Annotated in this window: 21 protein-coding genes and 2 tRNA genes; 18 read left to right on the top strand and 5 right to left on the bottom strand. The window is 56.6% G+C overall.

The window, feature by feature from the left end:
• The first annotated feature begins 51 nt into the window (after positions 1-51).
• The 15 genes from folP (at position 52) to S7A_RS16630 (ending at position 15,275) form a co-directional block, all read left to right on the top strand.
• Entirely contained in the window at positions 52-885 is an 834-nt protein-coding gene (gene folP / locus S7A_RS16695; RefSeq protein WP_009092417.1) for a dihydropteroate synthase, read from the top strand.
• 2 nt (positions 886-887) lie between these two features.
• Positions 888-2,222, top strand: a complete 1,335-nt coding sequence (gene glmM / locus S7A_RS16690; RefSeq protein WP_009092414.1) for a phosphoglucosamine mutase — start codon at positions 888-890, stop codon at positions 2,220-2,222.
• A 217-nt stretch (positions 2,223-2,439) separates the two neighbouring features.
• Complete coding sequence (gene secG / locus S7A_RS16685; RefSeq protein ID WP_009092412.1) at positions 2,440-2,778, top strand: preprotein translocase subunit SecG; 339 nt, start codon at positions 2,440-2,442, stop codon at positions 2,776-2,778.
• A gap of 37 nt (positions 2,779-2,815) precedes the next feature.
• Positions 2,816-2,902, top strand: a tRNA-Leu gene (locus S7A_RS16680).
• A gap of 59 nt (positions 2,903-2,961) precedes the next feature.
• Positions 2,962-3,038, top strand: a tRNA-Met gene (locus S7A_RS16675).
• A gap of 211 nt (positions 3,039-3,249) precedes the next feature.
• Complete coding sequence (gene rimP, locus S7A_RS16670) at positions 3,250-3,702, top strand: ribosome maturation factor RimP (RefSeq protein ID WP_009092411.1); 453 nt, start codon at positions 3,250-3,252, stop codon at positions 3,700-3,702.
• Positions 3,703-3,726: 24 nt separating this feature from the next.
• Complete coding sequence (nusA, locus tag S7A_RS16665) at positions 3,727-5,214, top strand: transcription termination factor NusA (RefSeq protein WP_009092410.1); 1,488 nt, start codon at positions 3,727-3,729, stop codon at positions 5,212-5,214.
• Between the two features lie 17 nt (positions 5,215-5,231).
• Positions 5,232-7,925, top strand: coding sequence for a translation initiation factor IF-2 (gene infB, locus S7A_RS16660; RefSeq protein WP_009092409.1), 2,694 nt, complete (start codon positions 5,232-5,234; stop codon positions 7,923-7,925).
• A 65-nt stretch (positions 7,926-7,990) separates the two neighbouring features.
• Complete coding sequence (gene rbfA / locus S7A_RS16655) at positions 7,991-8,398, top strand: 30S ribosome-binding factor RbfA (protein ID WP_009092407.1); 408 nt, start codon at positions 7,991-7,993, stop codon at positions 8,396-8,398.
• Positions 8,398-9,342 carry a tRNA pseudouridine(55) synthase TruB gene (gene truB, locus S7A_RS16650; RefSeq protein ID WP_009092406.1) on the top strand — a complete coding sequence of 315 codons (945 nt, stop codon included), beginning with the start codon at positions 8,398-8,400 and terminating at the stop codon, positions 9,340-9,342. The genes rbfA and truB overlap by 1 nt, the downstream gene beginning before the upstream one ends.
• A gap of 132 nt (positions 9,343-9,474) precedes the next feature.
• Positions 9,475-9,744 carry a 30S ribosomal protein S15 gene (rpsO, locus tag S7A_RS16645; protein WP_003851063.1) on the top strand — a complete coding sequence of 90 codons (270 nt, stop codon included), beginning with the start codon at positions 9,475-9,477 and terminating at the stop codon, positions 9,742-9,744.
• Positions 9,745-10,054: 310 nt separating this feature from the next.
• Entirely contained in the window at positions 10,055-12,190 is a 2,136-nt protein-coding gene (gene pnp / locus S7A_RS16640; protein WP_009092405.1) for a polyribonucleotide nucleotidyltransferase, read from the top strand.
• A 129-nt stretch (positions 12,191-12,319) separates the two neighbouring features.
• The gene (gene nlpI / locus S7A_RS16635) at positions 12,320-13,204 is read left to right on the top strand and encodes a lipoprotein NlpI (protein WP_009092404.1); all 885 of its coding nucleotides are present in this window, start codon (positions 12,320-12,322) and stop codon (positions 13,202-13,204) included.
• Between the two features lie 105 nt (positions 13,205-13,309).
• A complete protein-coding gene (gene yrbN / locus S7A_RS21835; protein ID WP_098053093.1) occupies positions 13,310-13,366 on the top strand; it encodes a protein YrbN in 57 nt (18 codons plus the stop codon).
• A gap of 16 nt (positions 13,367-13,382) precedes the next feature.
• A complete protein-coding gene (locus S7A_RS16630; RefSeq protein WP_009092402.1) occupies positions 13,383-15,275 on the top strand; it encodes a DEAD/DEAH family ATP-dependent RNA helicase in 1,893 nt (630 codons plus the stop codon).
• A gap of 55 nt (positions 15,276-15,330) precedes the next feature.
• Here S7A_RS16630 and S7A_RS16625 read toward each other — a convergent pair whose 3' ends face one another.
• On the bottom strand, positions 15,331-16,077 hold the full coding sequence (locus S7A_RS16625; RefSeq protein WP_009092400.1) for an SDR family NAD(P)-dependent oxidoreductase: 747 nt from the start codon (positions 16,075-16,077) through the stop codon (positions 15,331-15,333).
• Positions 16,078-16,250: 173 nt separating this feature from the next.
• On the opposite strand from S7A_RS16625, the gene S7A_RS16620 reads away from it, so the two are divergent.
• Positions 16,251-17,171, top strand: coding sequence for an AraC family transcriptional regulator (locus S7A_RS16620; protein WP_033736636.1), 921 nt, complete (start codon positions 16,251-16,253; stop codon positions 17,169-17,171).
• Here the strand turns inward: S7A_RS16620 and S7A_RS16615 are convergent, their stop codons facing one another.
• The 3 genes from S7A_RS16615 to S7A_RS16605 all read right to left on the bottom strand — a co-directional run bounded on the left by S7A_RS16615 (position 17,172) and on the right by S7A_RS16605 (position 20,181).
• Positions 17,172-18,182, bottom strand: a complete 1,011-nt coding sequence (locus tag S7A_RS16615; RefSeq protein WP_009092398.1) for a luciferase-like monooxygenase — start codon at positions 18,180-18,182, stop codon at positions 17,172-17,174.
• A 115-nt stretch (positions 18,183-18,297) separates the two neighbouring features.
• On the bottom strand, positions 18,298-19,176 hold the full coding sequence (locus S7A_RS16610; RefSeq protein ID WP_009092397.1) for a U32 family peptidase: 879 nt from the start codon (positions 19,174-19,176) through the stop codon (positions 18,298-18,300).
• 9 nt (positions 19,177-19,185) lie between these two features.
• Entirely contained in the window at positions 19,186-20,181 is a 996-nt protein-coding gene (locus S7A_RS16605) for a peptidase U32 family protein (protein WP_009092396.1), read from the bottom strand.
• 205 nt (positions 20,182-20,386) lie between these two features.
• Between S7A_RS16605 and S7A_RS16600 the strand changes: the two genes are divergently transcribed.
• Both S7A_RS16600 and S7A_RS16595 read left to right on the top strand, forming a co-directional pair.
• Positions 20,387-20,911, top strand: coding sequence for an SCP2 domain-containing protein (locus tag S7A_RS16600; RefSeq protein ID WP_009092395.1), 525 nt, complete (start codon positions 20,387-20,389; stop codon positions 20,909-20,911).
• On the top strand, positions 20,905-21,411 hold the full coding sequence (locus S7A_RS16595) for a GNAT family N-acetyltransferase (protein WP_009092394.1): 507 nt from the start codon (positions 20,905-20,907) through the stop codon (positions 21,409-21,411). Before S7A_RS16600 ends, S7A_RS16595 begins: the two co-directional genes overlap by 7 nt.
• Here the strand turns inward: S7A_RS16595 and S7A_RS16590 are convergent.
• Positions 21,395-21,688: a GIY-YIG nuclease family protein gene (locus tag S7A_RS16590; protein WP_009092393.1), complete on the bottom strand. Its 294-nt coding sequence runs from the start codon at positions 21,686-21,688 to the stop codon at positions 21,395-21,397. The two genes, S7A_RS16595 and S7A_RS16590, sit on opposite strands and share 17 nt — an antisense overlap.
• Positions 21,689-21,704 lie beyond the last annotated feature (16 nt).

Genomic DNA, 21,704 nt, shown 5'->3' with positions numbered 1-21,704 from the left:
CTGGTCCGGGGTTTTTTACATCCGGATAGTGACCCGTAAGGAGTTTCCGCCATGAAGTTGTTCGCCCGTGATTCCCATCTCGATTTATCTTTTCCTCATGTGATGGGCATTCTGAATGTCACGCCGGACTCTTTTTCTGACGGGGGTAAACATAACGCGCTGGTCGATGCACTGACCCATACCAATGAGATGGTCAACGCAGGTGCCACCATTATCGATGTCGGCGGGGAATCCACCCGTCCGGGCGCGGATGAGGTGAGTGTGGAAGAGGAGCTGGAGCGTGTCATTCCCGTCATTGATGCCATTGCCCAGCGGTTCGAAGTCTGGATTTCCGTGGATACCTCTAAAGCAGAGGTTATCCGCGAAGCCGCGCGAGTGGGTGCTCACATCATTAATGACGTGCGTTCGCTCTCTGAACCCGGCGCGCTGGAGGCGGCCGCGGCGACCGACCTGCCCGTCTGTCTGATGCACATGCAGGGCGAACCCCGCACCATGCAGCAGGCTCCCGCTTACGACAACATTTTAAGCGAAGTGGACACTTACTTCGCTCAGCAGATTGCGCGCTGTGAAGCGGCGGGTATCAAAAAAGAACGGCTGATACTCGACCCGGGCTTCGGTTTCGGTAAGAATCTCAGCCACAATTATGAACTGCTGGCCCATCTGGGCGATTTTCACCACTTCGGTCTGCCGCTGCTGGTGGGAATGTCCCGTAAATCGATGATTGGCCAGCTGTTAAATGTCGGCCCGTCACAGCGTTTAACCGGCAGCCTGAGTTGCGCGGTGATTGCAGCCATGCAGGGCGCGCAGATTATTCGCGTGCATGATGTGAAAGAGACGGCTGAAGCAATGCGCGTGGTCGAAGCGACCCGAAGAGCAAAAGGATAAACATGAGTAATCGCAAATATTTCGGTACAGATGGCATTCGCGGCAAAGTCGGTGAAGCCCCTATTACCCCCGATTTCGTCCTGAAGCTGGGCTGGGCCGCCGGGAAAGTGCTGGCGCGCCACGGTTCAAAGAAGATCATCATCGGAAAAGATACGCGTATCTCAGGCTACATGCTGGAATCAGCGCTGGAAGCGGGGCTCGCCGCGGCGGGCCTGACGGCGGCCTTTACCGGCCCGATGCCGACCCCGGCCATTGCCTACCTGACCCGCACCTTCCGCGCTGAGGCGGGCATTGTGATCTCTGCCTCGCACAACCCGTTTGATGACAACGGCATTAAGTTCTTCTCTTCCGAAGGGACAAAGCTGCCGGATGATGTCGAGGAAGCGATCGAGCTGGAGATGGAGAAGCCGATTACCTGCGTAGAGTCTGCGCAGTTAGGCCGTGCCAGCCGCATCGTCGATGCCGCGGGACGTTACATCGAATTCTGTAAGGGCACTTTCCCCAGCGAACTGAACCTGAATGGCCTGAAAATTGTGGTCGACTGTGCCAACGGGGCCACCTACCACATCGCGCCGAACGTGCTGCGTGAGCTGGGGGCGACCGTGATTGCCATCGGTGTTCAGCCGGACGGCATGAACATCAACAAAGAGTGTGGGGCTACCGACCTCAAACTGCTGCAGCAGCGTGTTCTGGCAGAGAAGGCGGATATCGGCCTGGCCTATGATGGCGACGGCGATCGCATCATGATGATTGACCATCTGGGTGACAAAGTCGACGGTGACCAGATCCTCTATATCATCGCGCGTGAAGCCCTGCGTCAGGGGCAGTTGCGCGGTGGCGTGGTCGGCACCCTGATGAGTAATATGGGCCTGGAGCTGGCGCTGAAGCAGCTCGGCATCCCGTTTACCCGCGCCAAAGTGGGCGACCGCTATGTGCTGGAGAAGATGCAGGAGAAGGGCTGGCGTCTCGGCGCGGAGAACTCCGGTCACGTTATCCTGCTGGATAAAACCACCACCGGCGACGGTATCGTTGCAAGTTTGCAAGTACTTACTGCGATGGTACGTAATCACATGAGCCTGCACGACCTCTGCAGCGGCATGAAGATGCTGCCACAGGTGCTGGTTAACGTCCGCTTTGCCGGTGAGCACGATCCGCTGCAAAGCGAGGCGGTCAAAGCCGCAACGGCAGAGGCGGAAAAAGCCCTGGCGGGGCGCGGACGCGTGTTACTGCGTAAGTCAGGCACTGAGCCGTTGATTCGGGTGATGGTTGAGGGCGAAGATGAGGCGAAGGTAACAGAGCTGGCTAATCTGATCGCCGACCAGGTCAAGGCGGTTTAAAACGCCTGCAGGCAGTTCGCAGCAGGCTGAACTGCCTGTAAAATCACCGGGATGGCGCTTTTTTCTGCAATCAGTTTAGGTGGTGAAAATTGCACTTGCAGAGCTATGCGCCTTTGGTTAGTATTCACACCCGCTTCTGATGGGTGATGACGAGACTCCCCATCAATACTGGCTGAAGCTTTAACTGTACGATTATCGTGCAAGGAACAGGTTGAATATGTACGAAGCTCTTTTAGTTGTTTTCCTTATTGTAGCGATCGCCCTCGTAGGCATGATCATGCTGCAGCAAGGCAAAGGCGCTGATATGGGAGCCTCATTCGGTGCAGGCGCATCCGGTACGGTGTTTGGTTCTTCGGGTTCAGGTAACTTCCTGACGCGCACAACTGGCATCTTAGCGGCTCTGTTCTTCATCATCAGCCTGGTTCTGGGTAATCTGAACAGCAATAAAGCCTCGAAAGGAAGCGAGTGGGAAAATCTTTCTGCGCCGGCGCAGTCTTCTCAACAGACTGAAAAGCCAGCTCAACCGGTTACACCGGGCAGCGATATTCCTAAGTAAGGTCGTCAACACAACGCATCGTTGTGGTCAGTGTAGTGCCGTGGTGGTGGAATTGGTAGACACGCTACCTTGAGGTGGTAGTGCCCGATTGGGCTTACGGGTTCAAGTCCCGTCCTCGGTACCAAATCGTAGTATCACTTGCATTTTATGCAGGTCTGGCGTAATATTCGCCACGTTTTCGGACGCGGGGTGGAGCAGCCTGGTAGCTCGTCGGGCTCATAACCCGAAGGTCGTCGGTTCAAATCCGGCCCCCGCAACCACTTTCCCTTTGAGTTATTTTTCAAATATACTGTGTGCATCGACGGACGCATTCACGGCTGATTTTTGAAAGAAAATTCTTTGGATGGAGTCCGGGCCGCATTGCGGCAGACAGGGTCCAGTGACTAAAAGCCCCGAATATTCGGGGTTTTTTGTTATTAGCGAATCGTAATACTGGGCTATAGGCCCTTTTTTTATGTCTTGGGGGTGGGCTTGTCCACATTAGAGCAAAAATTGACAGAGTTGGTATCGGCTCCGGTAGAAGCGCTGGGTTACGAACTGGTTGGTATTGAATTCGTTCGTAGTCGCACATCTATTCTGCGCATCTATATTGATAGTGAAGATGGCATCAATGTCGATGATTGCGCCGATGTCAGCCACCAGGTAAGCGCCGTAATGGATGTAGAAGATCCCATTACCGTTCCTTACAACCTTGAAGTCTCTTCACCGGGACTCGATCGTCCTCTGTTTACCGCAGAACACTACACCCGCTTTATGGGTGAGGAAGTGACTCTGGTGCTGCGTATGGCCGTTCAGAACCGCCGTAAATGGCAGGGAATCATCAAGTCAGTTGATGGCGAGATGATCACGGTGCATGTTGAGGGTAACGATGTAGTGTTCGCGCTGAGTAATATTCAGAAAGCGAACCTGGTCCCCCACTTTTAAAAGTCCGGATTGAGGCTAACCAGGATGAACAAAGAGATCTTAGCTGTTGTAGAAGCCGTTTCTAACGAAAAAGCCCTGCCGCGTGAGAAAATCTTCGAAGCGCTGGAGAGCGCGCTGGCGACTGCGACCAAGAAAAAGTACGAGCAGGAAATTGAGGTACGCGTCAGCATTGATCGCCGCAGTGGCGACTTCGATACTTTCCGCCGCTGGGAAATCGTAGAAGAGGTGACTCAGCCGACGCGCGAGATCACGCTGGATGCGGCCCGCTTCGAAGATGAAGCATTCAATCTGGGCGATTATGTCGAAGATCAGATTGAATCGGTCACCTTTGACCGTATCACCACCCAGACCGCTAAGCAGGTTATCGTGCAGAAAGTGCGCGAAGCTGAGCGCGCAATGGTGGTTGATCAGTTCCGTGAGCAGGAAGGCGAAATTATCACGGGCGTGGTGAAGAAAGTTAACCGCGACAACATCTCCCTCGACTTAGGCAACAATGCTGAAGCGGTCATTCTGCGCGAAGACATGCTGCCGCGTGAAAACTTCCGTCCAGGCGACCGTATCCGTGGCGTGCTCTACTCCGTTCGCCCGGAAGCGCGTGGCGCGCAGCTGTTCGTAACGCGTTCCAAACCGGAAATGCTGATCGAACTGTTCCGCATTGAGGTGCCAGAAATTGGCGAAGAACTGATTGAAATTAAAGCCGCTGCCCGCGATCCGGGTTCGCGTGCGAAAATTGCAGTCAAAACCAACGACAAACGTATCGATCCGGTGGGTGCCTGTGTGGGCATGCGCGGCGCGCGTGTTCAGGCTGTTTCCAGCGAACTGGGCGGCGAGCGTATCGATATCGTGCTCTGGGACGATAACCCGGCGCAGTTTGTTATCAACGCCATGGCCCCGGCCGATGTGGCATCAATCGTGGTTGATGAAGATAACCACACCATGGATATCGCCGTCGAAGCTGGCAATCTGGCTCAGGCGATCGGCCGTAACGGCCAAAACGTGCGTCTGGCATCACAGCTGAGTGGCTGGGAGCTGAACGTGATGACCGTCGATGATCTGCAGGCTAAGCATCAGGCTGAAGCACATGCAGCGATCGATATGTTCACGAAACATCTCGACATCGACGAAGAGTTCGCCACCGTACTGGTGGAAGAGGGCTTCTCCTCGCTGGAAGAGCTGGCCTATGTGCCTATCAACGAGCTGCTGGAAGTCGACGGCCTCGACGAAGAGACCATTGAAGCCCTGCGTGAACGAGCAAAAAATGCGTTAACCACCCTGGCACTGGCGAAAGAAGAGAGCCTTGGTAATCAGGATCCTGCTGAGGACCTGCTGAACCTTGAAGGTCTCGATCGTGCGCTGGCGTTCCGCCTGGCGTCGAAAGGCGTTTGCACGCTGGAAGATCTCGCTGAGCAAGGTGTTGACGATCTGACGGATATTGAAGGCCTGTCTGATGAACAAGCCGGCGCGCTGATTATGGCCGCACGTAATATCTGCTGGTTCGGCGATGACGCGTAATAACAGGAAGGAACAGCATGACAGATGTAACCGTAAAATCGCTGGCCGCAGAAATTCAGACTCCGGTCGATCGCCTGGTACAGCAATTTGCTGATGCGGGGATCCCTAAGTCTGAAAATGACGCCGTGACCCAGCAAGAGAAAGAAACCTTACTATCTCATCTGAACCGTGAACACGGTCAGGTCGGTTCAGCTAAGCTGACGCTGCAGCGTAAAACGCGCAGCACCTTGAATATTCCAGGCACCGGGGGTAAAAGTAAATCGGTGCAAATTGAAGTCCGCAAAAAGCGTACCTATGTGAAGGGTGATGCAGAGGCTGAGCAAGCTCAGGCAGAAGCTGAAGCCGAGGCGCAGCGTGAAGCGGAAGAGCAGGCGCAACGCGAGGCTGAAGAGAAAGCCCGTCGCGAAGCTGAACAGAAAGCGCAACGTGAAGCCGAAGATAAAGCCAGGCGCGAAGCCGCTGAGAAGGCCAAACGTGCAGCAGCGGAAAATGACAAAGTGACAAATCAACCTACCGACGAAGTGACCAGGGCTGCGCAGTCTGACAAAGCCCGTCGCGAAGCTGAAGCAGCTGAACTGAAGCGTAAAGCGGAAGAAGAAGCTCGCCGTAAGCTCGAAGAGGCGGCCCGCCTCGTAGCCGAAGAAGCCCGCCGTCTGGCTGAAGAGAAATCAGCCGAGTGGGAAAAGCCGGAAGAAGAGGATAAAGGCGACTATCACGTCACCACTTCAACCCATGCCCGTCAGGCGGAAGATGAAAACGACCGTCAGGTAGAAGCTGGCCGTGCGCGTGCGCGTACCACGGCGAAAGCAACGCGTCCGGCGAAAAAAGGCAACAAACATTCCGAAGCGAAAACTGACCGCGAAGAAGCGCGTGCACAGGTTCGTGGCGGTAAAGGTGGCAAACATCGTAAACCAAGCGCACTGCAGCAGGGCTTCAACAAACCCGCTCAGGCCGTGAACCGCGATGTTGTGATTGGCGAAACCATCACCGTAGCCGAACTGGCGAACAAAATGGCGGTGAAAGGTTCTCTGGTCATTAAAGCGATGATGAAGATGGGCGCGATGGCGACCATTAACCAGGTCATCGACCAGGAAACCGCACAGCTCGTCGCAGAAGAGATGGGCCACAAAGTGACCCTGCGTCGTGAAAACGAGCTGGAAGAGGCGGTAATGGACGATCGTGACACCGATGCCGCGCAGGAAGCTCGCGCGCCGGTGGTTACCATCATGGGTCACGTTGACCACGGTAAAACCTCACTGCTGGACTATATCCGCTCGACCAAAATCGCCTCTGGCGAAGCGGGCGGCATTACGCAGCACATCGGTGCTTACCACGTTGAAACCGACAACGGTATGATCACCTTCCTGGACACCCCGGGCCACGCCGCGTTTACCGCGATGCGTGCACGTGGTGCGCAGGCGACCGATATCGTTATCCTGGTCGTTGCCGCAGACGATGGCGTGATGCCTCAGACCATCGAAGCTATCCAGCACGCCAAAGCGGCCAAAGTGCCGGTTGTGGTTGCGGTGAACAAGTGCGATAAGCCAGAAGCGGATCCGGATCGCGTTAAAAACGAACTGACCCAGTACGGAATCATTCCGGAAGAGTGGGGCGGCGAAAACATGTTCGTTAATGTCTCTGCGAAAGCGGGTACCGGCATTGATGACCTGCTTAACGCTATCCTGCTGCAGGCGGAAGTCCTGGAGCTGACGGCTATCCGTGCCGGTATGGCGAGCGGCGTGGTTATCGAATCGTTCCTCGACAAAGGTCGTGGTCCGGTTGCAACCGTGCTGGTTCGTGAAGGTACGCTGAACAAAGGCGACATCGTCCTGTGTGGCTTCGAATATGGCCGTGTTCGTGCAATGCGCGATGAACTGGGTCGCGAAGTCATGGAAGCGGGTCCGTCTATCCCGGTTGAGATTCTGGGCCTCTCCGGCGTGCCGGCTGCGGGTGATGAAGCGACCGTGGTACGTGACGAGAAGAAAGCACGCGAAGTGGCGCTCTATCGTCAGGGCAAATTCCGCGAAGTTAAACTGGCTCGCCAGCAGAAATCTAAGCTTGAGAACATGTTTGCCAACATGACCGAAGGCGAAGTGTCTGAACTGAACATCGTTCTGAAAGCGGACGTTCAGGGTTCTGTGGAAGCGATCTCCGACTCCCTGCAGAAACTCTCTACCGACGAAGTGAAGGTGAAGATTGTCGGTTCAGGCGTGGGCGGGATCACCGAGACCGATGCGACCCTGGCGGCTGCTTCTAACGCCATCATCCTGGGCTTCAACGTGCGTGCCGATGCCTCTGCGCGTCGCGTCATTGACGCAGAAAGCCTGGATCTGCGCTACTACTCCGTCATCTATAACCTGATTGACGAAGTAAAAGCGGCGATGAGCGGCATGCTGGCACCAGAGTACAAACAGCAGATCATTGGTCTGGCTGCGGTCCGCGACGTGTTCAAATCACCGAAGTTTGGCGCGATTGCCGGTTGTATGGTGACGGAAGGTAACATCAAGCGTCACAACCCAATCCGTGTCCTGCGTGATAACGTGGTGATTTACGAAGGCGAGCTGGAATCCCTGCGTCGCTTTAAAGATGACGTTAACGAAGTGCGTAACGGCATGGAGTGCGGTATCGGCGTGAAGAACTACAACGACGTTCGCGTTGGCGATATGATCGAAGTGTTTGAAATCATCGAAATTAAACGCACCATCGAGTAATCGACTGCTGATGTGTTGCAATTTGGGAGGCCTCTGGCCTCCCGAATTATTTGGGAGAAATAATGATGGCGAAAGAATTTGGTCGCCCGCAGCGCGTATCACAAGAGCTGCAAAAAGAGATTGCGATGATCCTGCAGCGTGAGATCAAAGATCCGCGTCTGGGCATGATGGTCACCGTATCAGGCGTTGAAGTGTCACGCGATCTCGCCTACGCAAAAGTGTTCGTCACTTTCCTGAATGACCAGGATGAGGACGCGGTAAAACAGGGTCTGAAAGCGCTGAAAGAAGCGTCAGGCTACATCCGCATTCTGCTGGGTAAAGCGATGCGTCTGCGTATCGTGCCGGAGCTGACGTTCTTCTACGACAACTCCCTGGTTGAAGGGATGCGCATGTCCAATCTCGTCACAAGCGTCGTGAAAAACGATGCCGAGCGCCGTGGCTCTGATGCCACCGGCGATGACGAGGAGGCCTAATGAGTCGTCCGCGTCGTCGCGGCCGCGACGTCCATGGCGTGTTGCTGCTGGATAAGCCGCAAGGCGTCTCGTCGAATGATGTCCTGCAGAAGGTGAAGCGTATCTTTAACGCTAACCGCGCAGGCCATACCGGCGCGCTTGATCCGCTGGCAACCGGCATGCTGCCGATCTGTCTGGGTGAAGCGACCAAGTTTTCACAGTATCTGCTGGATTCCGACAAGCGCTACCGCGTGATTGCCCGGCTGGGTGAGCGGACCGACACGTCAGATGCCGATGGCAACCTCGTGCAGACGCGTCCGGTCACCTTCAGTCAGGCCGACCTCGACAGCGCGCTGGAGAGCTTCCGCGGTGAGACCCTGCAGGTTCCCTCAATGTTTTCGGCGCTGAAGCATCAGGGACGTCCCCTGTATGAATATGCGCGTCAGGGCATTGAGATTGCGCGTGAACCACGTCCAATCACGGTCTACGAACTGCAGTTTATTCGCTGGCAGGATAACGAGCTGGAGCTGGAAATTCACTGCTCGAAAGGCACCTATATCCGCAGCATCATCGACGATCTCGGTGAGAAGCTGGGCTGCGGAGCGCATGTCATCATGCTGCGTCGCGTTCAGGTTGCCCGTTATCCGTATGAAAGGATGGTGACGCTGGAACAGCTCAACAGCCTGCTGGCGGAAGCGACAGAAGCCGGCATTCCTCTGGAAACGCAGCTCGATCCGCTGCTGTTGCCGATGGACAGTCCTGCATCCGATTTCCCGGAAGTAAATATCCCGCCTGCCGTGGCTGCGTTTTTCCGCCAGGGTCAGCCGGTACAGGCCAGCCAGGCGCCCGCGCAGGGGCTGGTCAGGGTGTCGGAAGGTGAGGCCCGCAAGTTCATCGGGATGGCTGAAATTGCCGACGATGGTCGTCTGGCGCCACGTCGCTTAGTAGTGGAGTATCAGGATTAAGTCGCGCACTCACTTTTCGCTGATGGGGCATTTGCGTTGCTATCGGGCGCAGAGTAGAATAGCGCGGCTTTAAAAGCGGGATGCTGAATTAGAGATCGGCACCCATACATTCATTTTATACCGGAGTTTATTATGTCTCTAAGCGTAGAAGCTAAAGCAGAGATCGTTGCTAAATATGGCCGTGGTGCTAACGACAGCGGTTCAACTGAAGTTCAGGTTGCCCTGCTGACCGCGCAGATCACCCATCTGCAGGGTCACTTCTCTGAGCACAAAAAAGACCACCACAGCCGTCGCGGTCTGCTGCGCATGGTATCTCAGCGTCGTAAGCTGCTGGACTACCTGAAGCGTAAAGACGTTGCGCGCTACAGCAGCCTGATCGAAAGCCTCGGTCTGCGTCGCTAAGTCTGAAAAATCGGGTCGTCAGGGCGTCATGCAGCGATTAACGCGGCGTGCAGCAGACGATCAGATTTGTGCGAGTTTCATGAAAAGGGGGCCTTTATGGCCCCTTTTTTTGAGCAATCGGCAGCAATCCGGGCCAAACTGATGTATTGTTGCTTAGTGTGATCTTTAGTTTGCAGAATTTCGCGCGGCTAATGAGAGGCTTTACCGCAGGGGCGGTCGAGGGTTGTCATTAGTCGCGAGGATGCAGCTGGAGATTGGTAATCAATGGCGGGCTACAGATAGCCTTGCCCCGAAGTTAAGGACTTTGATTTTGCTGAATCCGATCGTACGCAAATTCCAATATGGTCAACATACCGTCACGCTGGAAACCGGCATGATGGCGCGCCAGGCGACTGCTGCTGTTATGGTGAGCATGGACGATACCGCGGTGTTCGTCACTGTCGTCGGCCAGAAAAAAACTAAACCCGGTCAGGACTTCTTCCCACTGACCGTGAACTACCAGGAGCGTACCTACGCTGCTGGTCGTATCCCAGGCAGCTTCTTCCGTCGTGAAGGCCGCCCAAGCGAAGGCGAAACGCTGATTGCGCGTCTGATTGACCGCCCGATTCGTCCGCTGTTCCCGGAAGGTTTCGTTAACGAAGTTCAGGTCATTGCGACCGTGGTTTCTGTAAACCCACAGGTTCATCCTGACATCGTTGCTATGATCGGTGCTTCTGCCGCGCTGTCACTCTCGGGTCTGCCGTTCAATGGCCCAATCGGTTCTGCGCGTGTTGGTTACATCAACGATCAATACGTTCTGAACCCGACAGCAGATGAGCTGAAACAGTCTCGTCTGGACCTGGTGGTTGCCGGTACGCAGAATGCCGTTCTGATGGTGGAATCTGAAGCTGAGATCCTGTCAGAAGAGCAGATGCTGGGCGCCGTGGTCTTTGGCCACGATCAGCAGCAGGTGGTAATTGAAAACATCAATGCGCTGGTTGCTGAAGCGGGCAAACCACGCTGGGACTGGCAGCCAGAAGCCGCCAACACCCCACTGATTTCACGCGTTGCTGCACTGGCAGAAGCGCGCATCAGCGATGCTTACCGCATCACCGACAAGCAGGAGCGTTACTCGCAGGTTGGCGTCATCAAAGACGAAACCATTGCTGCGCTGCTGGCTGAAGATGAGACGCTGGATAGCGCTGAAATCAGCGACATCGTCCATAGCCTGGAAAAGAACGTTGTTCGTACCCGTATTCTGAACGGCGAGCCGCGTATCGATGGCCGCGAAAAGGATATGATCCGTGGTCTGGACGTGCGTACTGGCGTGCTGCCACGTACTCACGGTTCATCCCTGTTCACCCGTGGTGAGACGCAGGCGCTGGTAACAGCAACGCTGGGTACCACCCGCGATGCGCAGAACCTGGATGAGCTGATGGGCGAGCGCACTGACAGCTTCCTGTTCCACTACAACTTCCCTCCGTACTCTGTCGGTGAAACCGGCATGGTCGGTTCGCCGAAGCGTCGTGAAATTGGTCACGGTCGTCTGGCGAAACGCGGTGTGTTAGCGGTTATGCCGAAAGCGGAAGATTTCCCTTACACCGTGCGTGTGGTGTCTGAAATCACCGAATCTAACGGCTCCTCTTCAATGGCCTCTGTCTGCGGTGCCTCACTGGCGCTGATGGATGCGGGTGTGCCAATCAAAGCCGCTGTTGCAGGTATTGCAATGGGTCTGGTGAAAGAAGATGAGAAGTTTGTGGTTCTGTCTGACATCCTGGGCGACGAAGATCACCTGGGCGACATGGACTTCAAAGTAGCCGGTAGCCGTGAAGGTATCACCGCGCTGCAGATGGACATCAAAATCGAAGGCATCACGCGTGAAATCATGCAGGAAGCGCTGAACCAGGCTAAGGGTGCGCGTCTGCACATCCTGGGCGTTATGGAACAGGCTATCAGCACGCCACGTACTGAGATTTCTGAATTCGCACCGCGCATTTACACCATCAAGATCAGCTCTGACAAGATCAAAGATGTGATTGGTAAAGGCGGCTCAGTGATCCGTGCACTGACCGAAGAGACCGGCACAACGATCGAAATCGAAGATGACGGCACCGTGAAAATCGCTGCGACCGATGGTCTGAAAGCGAAAGAAGCGATCCGTCGTATCGAAGAGATTACCGCAGAGATCGAAGTGGGCCGCATTTACAGTGGTAAAGTGACCCGTATCGTTGACTTCGGTGCCTTCGTCGCCATCGGCGGTGGTAAAGAAGGTCTGGTTCACATTTCGCAAATCGCCGATAAGCGCGTTGAGAAAGTGACTGACTATCTGCAGATGGGTCAGGAAGTGCCGGTGAAGGTGATGGAAGTCGATCGCCAGGGCCGCGTACGTCTGAGCATCAAAGAAGCGACAGAATCTAAGCCGCAGGCTGAAGAAGCTGCAGCGGTGACCACACCTGCCGCTGAATAAGTCATTGCTGATTTGCCCCTCTTTGCCTGGCAGAGAGGGGCGTTTGTGTCATCGCGAGGGCGGGAATCCTTGTGCACAGCAGGCGGATGACAGGATGGTTATCCCAATGTTTGTATTCGGGAGTGGGAAATGAAGCCTTTTCTGCGCTGGTGTTTTGTTGCGACAGCTTTAACGCTGGCAGGATGCAGCAACTCCAATTGGCGTAAGAACGAAGTTCTTGCAGTGCCGTTACAGCCCACACTGCAGCAGGAAGTGATACTGGCGCGCATGGAACAAATACTTGCCAGTCGCGCTCTCACCGATGATGAACGCGCACAGCTGTTATATGAGCGCGGAGTGTTGTATGATAGTTTAGGTCTGCGGGCATTAGCGCGGAACGATTTTTCGCAAGCGCTGTCTATAAGACCAGATATGCCTGAAGTGTTTAACTACTTAGGCATATATTTAACGCAGGCGGGCAACTTTGATGCCGCCTATGAAGCGTTCGATTCTGTACTTGAGCTTGATCCAACTTACAACTATGCGCATTTAAACCGTGGTATCGCCCTCTATTACGGCGGTCGATACAAGTTAGCGCAAGATGATCTGCTGGCGTTTTATCAAGACGATCCTAACGATCCTTTCCGCAGTCTGTGGCTCTATCTGGCTGAACGTGAGATGGATGCCGACAAGGCAAAAGTCGCGCTTCAACAGCGTCATGACAAAGCGGTCAGAGACCAATGGGGATGGAATATTGTCGAGTTCTACCTTGGAGATATCAACGAGAAAACGTTGATGGAAAGTCTCAAGGCGGACGCAACGGATAACACCTCGCTCGCTGAACATCTCAGTGAAACCAACTTCTATTTAGGTAAGTACTACCTAAGTCTGGGGGAGAAGGACGACGCGAAAGCGTTGTTCAAACTGGCGGTGGCCAACAACGTCAATAACTTTGTTGAACACCGATACGCATTGTTGGAACTGGCGCAACTCGGCCAGGCACAAGACGATTTATCAGAATCTGACCAGCAATAGCTGACGAACTAAATTTGCCCGTAACACCTGTAAAGTCATCATCTTCAGGGATGAGGGCTTTTCTGTTCGTCAAAACTTCTAATTTGAGCCGGTTCACACTTTTTGATGAAAATGACTGAAAGTTTTCACGACGAGTTATGTAGACTGGCCGCCGCAATCTAAGAGGCACGTGTACTACATGACTGATATTCAAACCACTTTTGCTGACCTTGGCCTGAACGCCGACATCCTTGAATCACTGAATGGCATGGGCTACGTAAAGCCTTCCCCAATCCAGGCTGAGTGTATTCCTCACCTGCTGGCGGGCCGTGACGTGTTAGGTATGGCGCAGACCGGGAGTGGTAAAACTGCGGCGTTCTCTCTGCCGCTGTTAAACAACATTGACCCTTCTGTCAAAGCACCTCAGATCCTGGTGCTGGCACCGACCCGCGAACTGGCGGTTCAGGTTGCTGAAGCTGTCACCGAATTCTCTAAACACATGCGTGGCCTGAACGTGGTTGCCCTGTACGGCGGCCAGCGTTATGACGTGCAGCTGCGTGCACTGCGTCAGGGACCACAGGTTGTTGTGGGTACGCCTGGCCGTCTGCTGGACCACCTGAAACGCGGCACGTTAGACCTTTCTAACCTGCGCGGCCTGGTGCTGGACGAAGCAGACGAAATGCTGCGTATGGGCTTCATCGAAGACGTTGAAACCATCATGGCGCAGATCCCGGAAGGTCATCAGACCGCTCTGTTCTCTGCCACCATGCCAGAAGCAATTCGTCGTATCACGAAACGCTTCATGAAAGATCCACAGGAAGTGCGTATTCAGTCAAGCCTGACCACGCGTCCTGACATCAGCCAGAGCTACTGGACCGCTTACGGTCGTAAAACTGACGCACTGGTTCGCTTCCTAGAAGCGGAAGATTTTGATGCGGCGATTATCTTCGTACGTACCAAAAACGCGACCCTGGAAGTTGCAGAAGCGCTGGAGCGCAGTGGCTACAACAGCGCCGCGCTGAACGGTGATATGAACCAGGCACTGCGTGAGCAGACGCTGGAGCGCCTGAAAGATGGTCGTCTCGACATCCTGATTGCGACTGACGTTGCGGCCCGTGGCCTGGACGTTGAGCGTATCAGCCTGGTTGTTAACTACGACATCCCGATGGATGCAGAATCTTACGTTCACCGTATCGGCCGTACCGGTCGTGCCGGTCGTGCTGGCCGCGCGCTGCTGTTCGTTGAGAACCGCGAGCGTCGTCTGCTGCGCAACATCGAACGTACGATGAAGCTGACTATTCCGGAAGTTGAACTGCCAAACGCAGAACTGCTGGGTCAGCGTCGTCTGGCGAAGTTTGCCGCGAAAGTTCAGCAGCAGCTGGAAAGCAGCGATCTGGATCAGTACCGTGCTCTGCTGACTAAAATGCAGCCAGAAGACGAACTGGATCTGGAAACGCTGGCCGCGGCACTGCTGAAGATGGCACAGGGCGAACGTCCTCTGATTCTGCCACCGGAAGCGCCACGTCCGCCACGTCGTGAATACCGCGATCGTGACGATCGTGATGGCCGTCGTGACAGCCGCGAAGCGCGTGGTCCACGTGACAGCCGTGATGGCGACCGTCCACGTCGCGAACGTCGTGACGTTGGCGAGATGCAGCTCTACCGCATCGAAGTGGGTCGCGATGATGGTGTTGAAGTTCGTCACATCGTTGGCGCGATCGCTAACGAAGGCGACATCAGCAGCCGTTACATCGGTAACATCAAGCTGTTCGGTAACCACTCGACTATCGAGCTGCCGAAAGGCATGCCAGGCGATGTGCTGCAGCACTTCACCCGTACACGTATTCTGAACAAGCCGATGAATATGCAGTTACTGGGTGACGCTCAGCCAAACGAAGGTCGTGGTGACCGTCGTCCGGCCGGTGGCGATCGTCGCAATGGCCCAGGCGCTGGCAACCGTGAAGGTGGTCGTCGCTTCTCTTCTGAGCGCCGTGACGGTGGTCGTGAAGGCGGTCGCAGCTTTAACCGTGAAGGCGGCCGTGGTCCACGTCGTGAAGATGGCGCAGCCGCACCACGTCGTCGTGACGCATAACGACCTCATGTCGTAACAAAAAGGGAAGCCACTGGCTTCCCTTTTTTTATGTCGATCAGGCTCCGCCGCTGATGATGACGCGCTCGCCGCTGACCCAGGCGGACTCCTCCGAGGCCAGAAACAGCGCCACCTGTGCCACATCTTCCGGCAGACCAAAACGCCCCAGCGGCGTGGCGGCCAGCAGTTGCGCTTTAAGCTGCGGGCTCATCCTCTTCGCCGCCAGCAATCCCTCTGTCAGAATCATTCCCGGTGCCAGGGCGTTAACCCGAATGTTTCTGGCACCCAGTTCGCGCGCCAGCCCCTGTGTCAGCGTATCCACCGCGCCCTTGGTCGCCGCCCAGAGCACGGAACCCGGCGTGCTGTTCTGGCTGCTCAGGGCGCTGAGGTTGATAAGGGTACCGCCGTGGGCAGGAAAGTGATGAATCGCCTGCTGACAGACCCGCAGCGTGCCAAGCAGGTTAACGTTGATCTGCTGCTGTATCTCCTCCTGGGTCAGCGCCTCAAAGGCGCCGTGATGAAAGCGGCCCGCGTTATTCACCACGATGTCTGGCGCGCCGAAACAGGCAACGGTGGTTGCAAACAGCCGCTCCACGTCCTGCTGCACAGAGATATCCGCCTGCACCGCCACCGCGTCACTGCCCAGGGCAAGAATGTCGCTGACCACGTCAGCCGCACCCACCTCGTCCTGTTGATAATTGACGATTACCCGTGCGCCCGCCGCCGCAAAGGCGATGGCAATAGCAGCACCAATGCCTTTTGATGCTCCCGTTACCAGCGCGATTTTATTCTGTAGTGCCTTCATTATCCTGATCTCCGCCGTAATGATTGCGTTGACAGACTATGCGCGCCGCTGACCCATCCGGGTAGCGCAATCCTGCAAGCTTTTTGCCCGATCCTGCAAAAGTGTCGCTGTGACACAGGCATGGCGCACCGGCTCAGGTAATATCGGCTGAGATGATAAAGGGAGATGACCCGGTGACAGAGAATGATACGTGGCAGGCGCTGGCCCGGTTGATTGCGCGGCATGCGCCGGAGGATGGACGGCACGCGAGTGCCATTGACTACCTGTTCTTTGGGCGCAGCTCTGCACCAACGAAGCCCGTGCACTTTGCCCAATGGGCCAGTTTCGCGCTGGTCGCACAGGGCAGCAAGGCGCTGCACATCGGTGATGAGGTGCTGCATTATGGCCCGGGCGATCTGCTGCTGGTGACGCTGGATATGCCGGTGCGCGCCTGCGTCACGGTCGCCACGCCGGAAAAACCTAACCTGGGGATTGGCATCGCCATCAATGAATCCCGGCTGATGCGCTATCTCGACCAGTTTCCCCCGACGTTGTCACCCGCCACGGCCCGCAACGAACGCGGCATTACCGTGCACAAGATGTCGCCGTGGCTGGTGGAGGCGGTAACGCGGCTGGTGCGGCTGCTTTACCATCCTGAGGATATCCCGGCGCTCGCCCCGCTGATCGAGCAGGAGATTTTCTACCGGCTGCTGACCGGACCGGAAGGATCGCGCATTCTGAATATGGCGCTGGCTGAGCGGCCGGGTAACCGGGTGGCGCAGGCGGCCCGCTGGCTGCGGGAGAATTTTCATCAGCCGCTGAAGATTGACCAGCTCGCCAGCAGTGTCGGCATGAGCATCTCTTCGCTGCATCATCACTTCAAAGCGGTCACGGCAATGACGCCGATGCAGTATCAGAAACAGCTGCGGCTGAATGAGGCGCGACGGCTGATGATGGTGGAAAAGCTGGATGCCGGGACGGCAGGCTATCGGGTAGGGTATCAGAGTGCGTCACAGTTCAGCCGGGAGTATCGCCGCCTCTACGGGCAGTCCCCGGCCAGGGACAGTCGTCAGCTGGCGGTGAGCGCAGAGACTGTGCCCCCACCGCAGAACTGACTACAGGCTGCTGGCGGCTTCCATCGCAATGGCGAAGGAGCGCAGGCGCGCTGCGGAGTCAAAAATCTGGCCGTTGACCATGATCTCATCCGCCTGAGTTTCACGCATCAGTGACGCCAGCCCGTGACGCACCTTATCTCCATCGCCGACCAGCGACATGCTGAGCGCCTGCTGAACCCCATACTGCTCTGACGGTGACCAGAGGTTATCCATGTTCTCAACCGGCGCCGGTAACGGGCCCGGTTTGCCGCGGCGCAGGTTGATAAACTGCTGCTGCTGCGAGGTAAACAGGAAGCGTGCCTCACGCTCGCTGTCAGCGGCGACCACGTTGATGCAGACCATGGCATACGGCTTGTCGAGTCGCGCCGAGGGCTGGAAGTTTTCGCGGTAGACGTGCAGCGCCTGGAACAGCTGATCCGGCGCAAAATGTGAGGCAAAGGCAAACGGCAGACCCATCCGGGCTGACAGTTGTGCACTGTAGAGGCTGGAGCCGAGCAGCCAGACCGGGATCTTCAGGCCGAGGCCCGGCACCGGTTGCACCGGCGGCTGTGCATCCGCTTCTGCATCAAACCAGTTAATCAGTTCAGCCACATCTTCAGGAAAGGTGTCGGCGTGCATGCTGGCCTGATGACGACGCAGCGCCATCATCGTACGCTGGTCAGAGCCGGGCGCACGACCCAGGCCGAGATCGATACGGCCGGGATAGAGAGAAGCCAGTGTGCCAAACTGCTCGGCAATCACCAGCGGCGCATGGTTAGGCAGCATGATGCCGCCCGATCCCAGCTGCAGCGTCTCGGTATTGGACGCCAGATAGCCGATCAGCACCGACGTCGCAGCACTGGCAATCCCCGTCATGTTGTGATGTTCAGCCAGCCAGTAGCGTTGGTAGCCCAGTTTTTCAGCCTGGCGCGCCAGCGCCAGCGAATTGTGGAACGCATCCCGCGCGGTCGCACCCTGAGGGATCGGCGCGAGATCCAGCACGGACAGGCGAAGAGGTTTTTTATCAGACATGACTACTCCCGTTGTATGGCGCAGGCATTAAAGTCTGCATCATTTAGTATTACGCATCATTCCTTATATTAAAACTGCTAACCTCAGCAGGAATATAGCCGGTATGTGCTTTTACTCAGGATGCCAGCGTCATACCCGCCAGTTTGCGCCAGTAACCATTGCAATCGCAGCCTTTCGCGACCATTAACGGAGCCTGACCATTCTCATTGGCCCGGAAACGATCTATCTCTGCCAGCGTGGTGGTGTCCTGCGGAGAGAGCCGGACGCAGTCGACCCACTCCCGCATCCCCGCCAGATCGTTCCCCAGGTTGTAACAGTAGCCGCTCATGGTCTGAATGCCGTTGAGCACGAACACCGGCTGCCCCTCCTGCGAGCTGACGCGGCGGCCTGTCGGATAGTTGATGCAGCAGGTTTCGCAATCGTCCTTCGCGCGGTTTTCCGAGCGGGCGGTAAAGCAGCGCGCCGAGAGCGCCAGCGGCAGATGACCGTAGCCCATCACCTCCACCTCAAACTGCTGCCGGATACCGCGCGTTTCGCACTGTTCCAGCAGCTGCAGCAGCCAGTCGCGTGACATCTCAACCGGCATACACCAGCGCGTCATTCCCTCCCTGACCAGCAGTTGCAGGGTGTCAGCGTTGTAGACGTTCAGCGTCGGGCCTGCCACAAAGGGCAGGCGGCGCTCAGCGGCCATGTTAACCGTGCCGATATCATTCGCTTCAATCAGGAACTCGCCGTTTTCGACATAACGCTGCAGCTCTTTCAGTTCAGAGGGGGACTGCAGCAGCGCCAGTGTGCTCAGCACGACCTGTTTGCCGCTGGCCGCGACGTCACGGGCCATCTCTATCCAGCGGCCATAAGGCGTCGCGCGGCGTTTACTGCACACCGCTTCGCCGAGGTAAATAATCTCCGCGCTACTGCGGGCAGCCTGCTGGTAAAACTCCTCCAGCGTGGGGGTTGGCCAGTACCAGAGCACCGGCCCGACGGCATATTGCATCATGACTCCTTATTGCCATTCACGGTGATAAGCACCCAGCGTGGTTTGCGTGCCTTCAGAGAGATCGCCCAGCGTCTGCATCCACCGGGGCGCCACCTCAAATTGTTCCGGCCGGGCCTGACAGCGGTCGATCGCCTGACGCCAGACGCGCGCGACATCAGCAACATAGGCGGGACTGCGCTGGCGACCCTCGATCTTGACCGAGGCGACCCCGACCCGCAGCAGTTCCGGCAGCAGCTCCAGCGTGTTCAGGCTGGTGGGCTCTTCCAGCACGTGATAACGCTGGCCGCTGACCTCATACCGTCCTTTGCACAGTGTCGGGTAACCCGCGCTTTCATCCGCCGCGTAGCGATCGATCAGCACTTCGTTCAGGCGGGATTCCATACCCTGCGGCGTCTGCTGCCAGCGCACAAATTTCGCCGGAGAACAGGCACCGGCGCTGTTAGGCGACTCACCGGTCAGCCACGAGGAGAGGTAGCAGCGGCCTTCCGCCATAATGCACAGGCTGCCAAACGCGAACACCTCCAGCGGCACCGGCGTGCTGCGCGCCAGCTGCTTTACCTGATGCAGAGAGAGCACCCGCGGCAGCACCACACGCTGCAGATTAAAATGGCGATGATAAAAGCGAATCGCCTCCAGATTGGTGGCTGACGCCTGCACGGAGAGATGGCGCTCCACCTGGGGATAGTGCGTCGCCGCATACTCCAGCGTGGCGATATCGGCGAGGATCAGCGCGTCGGCCCCGTTCTGCGCCGCCACATCAATGGCCCGCTGCCAGCGTCCCATGCCGTCAGGATGGGCGAAGGTATTGATTGCCACATGCAGTTTGCGGCGATGCTGATGCAGATAGCGAGCCGCTTCGGCCAGCTTTTTGTCGGTGAAGTTCAGGCCCGCGAAGTGGCGGGCGTTGGTGTCATCTTTCAGCCCCACATAGACCGCATCCGCGCCATTCTCGACGGCGGTGCGCACTGCGGGCAGGTTGCCTGCCGGGCAGAGCAGTTCCATAGGTGTTCCTCTCAACATGCAGATGGGCGTCGAGTCTAGGCATCTGCGCCGGGAGGCGTATTGATTTGGGGCAGTGAATTTTTCGTTCCTCCCCACCGGCGCGGCTTTTTTTCCTGCCGGGAGCGCGATTTTTATTGATCCCGGATGAGGTGTGTCGAAACGGATATGGCAATATACGTAAAATTTTCTGAAGGGAGGGACAAAAGTGTTAAAGCGGATTCATGCCCATTTTGTGAAAAAGGCTCCGGAAATCTTAGGCTTACCCGCAGCGCTTACCCCATTCCCGGTCAAAAAGCGGCTTCTGCAACAACTCTTAAACTGGCAATTTCGTCATGCTTTAGCTGAAGGTGAGTTAGACTTTCTGGAAGGTCGCCTGCTGGGTATCGGGATTGCCGATCTCAATCTGCAATGGATTACCACGCTGCAGGACGGCCGGCTGGTGGTATTGCAACAGTCCGAAGCGGATGTCTGGTTTCGGGGCAATGCCAATGATTTGTTGCTGGTGGCAGCACGTAAAGCAGATCCCGACATGCTCTTCTTTCAACGCCGTCTGGTGATTGAAGGGGACACTGAACTGGGACTTGAGGTGAAGAACGTAATGGATGCTATTGAACCCGAGGCTATGCCCACCGCGTTACGCACGGCAATTCAGCAGATGGCGGCCTTTGTCGACGCCGGGATGAAACAGGACGCGAAGGCCGGACAGGCACGCGCAGGTGCCCTATGCTGATCCGTAGCGAAATTGGCGTGGATGCCGCAGGCATCGACACGCTGCTCAGACGCTGTTTCACGTCGCCCGCCGAGGCGGAACTGACGCAGTCGCTGCGCGAAGATGGCCTGTTAACCTTAGGCGTGGTCGCCACTGACGATGAGGGACAGGTGCTGGGTTATGCTGCATTCAGTCCGGTCAGCGTTAAAGGTGAAGATCGTGGCTGGGTGGCGCTGGCCCCGCTGGCGGTGGATGAGACGCTACGCGGGCAGGGCATTGCCAGCAAACTGATTTATGAAGGACTGGATACCCTCAACGAGTTCGGTTACAGCGCGGTGGTCGTGCTGGGCGATCCGGCATTCTTCAGCCGCTTTGGCTTTGAACCGGCAGCCCGCGTCGGCCTGCACAGCCGCTGGCCGGACAGCGAGGCGACGTTCCAGGTCTATCGCCTGGCAGAGACGGCGTTTGAGGGCGCAGACGGAGAGATCGACTTCGCCGAGCCCTTTAATCGCCTGCTGTAATACCCAGCCAGCTCTCCAGGCTGACCGGCTGACCTGCCACTAACTGGAGTTTCTGCTGACGGGTCAGCTGCTTGACCTGATACTCCAGTCTGGAGGCGCTGGCACGGTCACCTGCATCACAGTGAAACACCAGCGCCAGTGGACCTTTGCCGCGCAACGCGCGGGCGCCGCGTCCGGTCTGGTGCTGATCAAACCGGCGCATCACATCCGTGGTGATGCCGGTGTACAGGCTCCCTTTCGCCGTACGGACGATGTAGAGTTGCCACTGCTGACTCATTCGCAATCATTTCCCA

Source organism: Pantoea sp. Sc1, assembly GCF_000255315.1.
GTDB classification, from domain to species: domain Bacteria; phylum Pseudomonadota; class Gammaproteobacteria; order Enterobacterales; family Enterobacteriaceae; genus Pantoea; species Pantoea anthophila.
The sequence above is the reverse complement of the archived record's forward strand: the minus strand, read 5'-3'. Positions and strand labels throughout refer to the sequence as shown.